The sequence below is a fragment of the Mycobacterium sp. genome (genome assembly GCF_035603715.1).
Classification (GTDB): domain Bacteria; phylum Actinomycetota; class Actinomycetes; order Mycobacteriales; family Mycobacteriaceae; genus Mycobacterium.
Genome location: NZ_DATNJW010000501.1, coordinates 1 through 4,373, shown reverse-complemented (window position 1 = coordinate 4,373; position 4,373 = coordinate 1). Strand labels below are relative to the sequence as shown.

Here is a 4,373-nt window from a genome sequence, read left to right as displayed (position 1 = left end):
ACCGGCTCGTAGGCGATGACGCTCTGGCCGATCTGCTCGGCCGACAATCCAGCCAGCGACCCGCGCAGCTGGTTCTGGCAGTGGGCGACGTGCTCACCGGCCTCGCGGACCTCCAGATGTTCGCCGATGCAGACGATCGGCGTCAGTTCGTGCTTGAGCGCCGCGGCGGCCTTCGCGGCCACCAGCGCGTCGTCCTCGTTGTGGTAGGTACGCCGCTCGGAGTGGCCGACCACCGCGAAGCTGCAACCCAGCTTGGCCAGGAATGCACCGCTGATCTCGCCGGTGTATGCACCGGAGTCGTGCTGCGACACGTCCTGCGCGCCGTAGGTGAGCCGCAGCTTGTCGCCGTCGACCAGGGTCTGCACGCTGCGCAGGTCGGTGAACGGCGGAATCACCGCGACGTCGACCTTGTCGAAGTACTTGTCCGGCAGCGAGAAGGCGATCTTCTGCACCAGCGCGATCGCCTCGAAGTGATTGAGGTTCATCTTCCAGTTGCCGGCTATCAGCGGCTTGCGGCTCATCGTCGTCCTTCGCTCAGGTACTCAACACTTCGAGGCCGGGTAGCGTCTGGCCCTCAAGGTATTCCAGCGATGCCCCGCCGCCGGTGGAAATGTGGGAGAACCCGTCGTCGGGCAAGCCCAGCGCCCGCACCGCGGCAGCCGAATCGCCGCCGCCCACCACGCTGAACGCCCCCTTCGCGGTTGCCGCAGCGATCACTTCGGCCACGCCCTTGGTGCCCGCGGCGAATGCCGGGAACTCGAAGACCCCCATCGGGCCGTTCCAGAAGATCGTCTCCGCGTTGCCCAGTAGTTTGGTGAACCGGATAACCGACCCCGGTCCGATGTCCAAGCCCATCTTGTCTTCCGGAATCGCATCGGCGGCAACGACTTTCGATGGCGAATCGGCGGCGAACTTGTCGGCTACCACGATGTCGACCGGGAGGCGGATGACGTCGGCGTAGGTGTCGAGCAGTTGCCGGCAGGTGTCGATCATCTCGGTTTGCAACAGGGACGTGCCCACTGAAAGACCCATTGCGGCAAGGAACGTGTAACACATGCCGCCGCCGATCACGATGCTGTCGGCCTTGGTGGCCAGTTGCTCGATCACGCCGAGCTTGTCGGAGACTTTGGAGCCGCCGAGGATAACCGCGTAGGGCCGCTTCGTCGAACCGGTCAGCCGCTCGAGCACACCGACCTCTTCGGCGACCAGCTTGCCCGCATAGTGCGGCAGCAGCGTCGCGACGTCATAGACCGAGGCCTGTTTGCGGTGCACCACCCCGAACCCGTCGGAGACGAAAGCCCCTGTTGTGCCGACCAATTCGACGAGTTCTCTGGCTAGCGCCAGCCGCTCTCCGTCGTCTTTGCTGGTTTCGCGCGGGTCGAAACGGACGTTTTCCAGCAGCAGAACGTCCCCGTCGGCCAGGTGCCCGGCACGCGCCCGCGCGTCAGCGCCCACGACGTCGTCGGCCAACTGCACGTCCTTACCCAGCTGGTCACCCAGCGCTGCGGCGACCGGGGCCAGCGACAGTGTCAAATCGGGTTCGCCGGTGGGCCGTCCCAGGTGGGCGGTTACCACCACTTTGGCGCCGGCTTCGGCCAGCGCCTTGATCGTGGGCACCGACGCGGTGATGCGGCCGGGATCGGTGATGACTCCGTCGTTGAGCGGCACGTTCAGATCGGATCGAACCAGCACGCCACGACCCGAAACGCCCTGCGCGAGAAGGTCGTCCAGGTTGGGGATAGACACGGCTACAGCGACTTGCCGACCAGCGCGACCAAGTCAACCAGGCGGTTGGAGTAGCCCCACTCGTTGTCGTACCAGGACACCACCTTGGCCTGGTTGTCGATCACCTTGGTCAGGCCCGAGTCGAAGATCGAGCTGTGCGGGTCGGTGACGATGTCGCTGGAGACGATCGGGGCGTCGTAGTACTTGAGAATGCCCTTCATCGGACCGTCGGCGGCGGCCTTCATCGCGGCATTGATCTGCTCGGCGGTGGCGGACTTGGACAACTCGGCGGTCAAGTCGGTAACCGAACCGGTCGGGATCGGTACCCGTAGGGCGTAGCCGTCCAGCTTCCCCTTGAGCTCGGGCAATACCAGGCCGATCGCCTTGGCCGCACCGGTGGAGGTCGGCACGATGTTCAGCGCCGCGGCCCGGGCCCGTCGCAGATCCTTGTGCGGGCCGTCCTGCAGGTTCTGGTCCTGGGTGTAGGCGTGGATCGTGGTCATCAGGCCCTTGACGATGCCGAACTCGTCGTTGAGCACTTTGGCAATCGGCCCAAGGCAGTTCGTGGTGCACGACGCGTTGGAGATGATGTTCTGGCTGCCGTCGTATTTGTCATCGTTGACGCCCAGCACGATGGTGATGTCCTCGTCGGTCGCCGGCGCGGAGATGATCACCTTCTTGGCTCCGGCGTCGAGGTGGCCCTTGGCCTTGGCGGCGTTGGTGAAGATGCCGGTGGACTCGACGACGACGTCGACGCCGAGGTCACCCCAGGGCAACGCGGCCGGGCCTTCCTTGACCTCCAGCGACTTGATCTTGTGGTCGCCCACCACGATGGTGTCGTCGCCCTCCAGGGTGACGTCGTAGGGCAGCCGGCCCAGGATCGAGTCGAACTTCAGCAGGTGCGCCAGCGTGGCGTTGTCGGTCAGGTCGTTTGCCGCGACCAACTCGATCTCGGTGTCGGCGCCCGCGGCCTGCTGCTCCAGCAAGGCCCGGTAGAAGTTACGCCCGATTCGACCGAAGCCGTTGATGCCTACCCGGACCGTCACGTGTCTCTCCTTCGTGGCTGAGGAAATGCTCGCTGCCAGCCTAGTAGCTGCGACAATGCGGGGCGAATTCGGTGGTTCAGGTCACTCCGATCGGACTGCCGGGGCGGCCGCGCCCGCGGTGGTCAACCCAGGTGGACAGGCAACTCGTCATCGGCTTCGGGCCAGGGCTGGCGGGCCAGCATGTCGTCGACGGACACATAGCCTTCTTCGATCAACCCGGTCTTCGCGTCGACAATGCGGTACCACTGTTTCTTCGTCTGAATCGGTTGACCTTCCAGGATGATCACCCGCAGGTCACCCTCGTCCAACTGGCAGCGCCGCTGGACCGCCTGCACCAACTGTTCGTTATGCAGGTGGCCTTCGCCGAAATTCCAGCCGATCAGCGGCCCGGCGACGGTTTCGCCTTCGCGCAGCACGTAATCCGACTCGTTGTCCAGCGCCCGCGGCAGCAGTCCGTTGAGGGCACGGCCGTGGACGTGCATCGACCGAAAGGCTCGGGCTTTGTCGCTGATGATCTCGGCGGTGGCCGGGTCGTAGAGCCTGGCAACCTGTTTGGCGGTCAGCGCCGAGCTCTTGATGACGTCGGAGTCGATCTTGTCTTCAACGCCGTTGCGGAAGCACCACACACTGGACGCCCAGTTGCCTGCGTAGTAGCGCAATGCCGGCAGGAACGAAATCTGTTCTGGGAACATATTTCCGACAATCGGAATCACGAGAAGAGCTGCCAACAGCATGGCCAGCAGCAACGGTGAATTGAGGTCGTAGATCGAGATGCTGCCGTAGTGCCCGAACAGATAGAACAGCGAGAAGATGAAAAAGATGTTCCACTCCAGCGGAACTCCCATCGGGAGGTTGGAGATGATGTTGAGGTGGAAGACCACCATGAAGGCGATCAGGGCCCACCGCCACGGTTGACCGCCGGCGACGAAGACCAGCACAGCCGGAACGATCAGTTCCGCTGTGGTGCCACCGACGTGGGCCATCACCTTGGGTATCCAGGTGGGACGTAAGTCGTTGACCGGGTCGCGATAAAGCCGGCGCTTCAACCAGTTGAATGCCTTGGCGCGCAGCAGCGCGTTGTTGCTCGTCATCGCCGCGACCACGTAGGGAAAATGGTGATTCAGTTTGGACGTGGCCGCACCCCACCACAGCCCCAGCATGACGATCTTGAACGCGGCGATCTGATCGGTAAACGGAAAGAAGAAGATTAGGAGTTTCAGCCAGTAGTGCTCGCCGCGGGCAGCCAGGAAGATCGTTTTGTCGCGCAACCCCAGCAGTGCCAGCGCGACGATCAGCGGCACCACCAGAACGGGATCGATAAGACCGAGATCGCCGCTCCCCGTGACTGATCCGCCATGGCCAGGTGCCAACAGCGCCCACACGGCGGACGCCAAAACGATTACATACAAGCCGACGTCAAAAATATTGCGGGTGTCGCCGCTGGTGAACGGAACCTCGTGTGGCCAGGGCGGAAGACGAATTGTCTTGGGCCGCAACCAATATAAGAAGCCGCCGATCGGAGGCCAGAACCGTGCGGTGAGCGGGCCTGACCCGCAACCGAACCCCAACACCTCGAACAGCAGCGTGAAAATGATGAGTTTC

At 63.5% G+C, this 4,373-nt stretch carries 4 protein-coding genes; all 4 read right to left on the bottom strand.

The features are described 5' to 3' along the window. On the bottom strand, window positions 1-521 hold a 521-nt coding region (locus VN856_RS20895), incomplete at its 3' end, for a triose-phosphate isomerase (protein ID WP_325692496.1). A 13-nt stretch (window positions 522-534) separates the two neighbouring features. Continuing rightward, window positions 535-1,746: a phosphoglycerate kinase gene (locus VN856_RS20890; protein WP_325692494.1), complete on the bottom strand. Its 1,212-nt coding sequence runs from the start codon at window positions 1,744-1,746 to the stop codon at window positions 535-537. Between the two features lie 2 nt (window positions 1,747-1,748). Continuing rightward, the gene (gap, locus tag VN856_RS20885) at window positions 1,749-2,771 is read right to left on the bottom strand and encodes a type I glyceraldehyde-3-phosphate dehydrogenase (protein WP_325692492.1); all 1,023 of its coding nucleotides are present in this window, start codon (window positions 2,769-2,771) and stop codon (window positions 1,749-1,751) included. Between the two features lie 122 nt (window positions 2,772-2,893). Further along, window positions 2,894-4,373 (bottom strand): DUF3556 domain-containing protein (locus tag VN856_RS20880; RefSeq protein ID WP_325692490.1); only part of this gene is annotated, 1,480 nt, incomplete at its 5' end.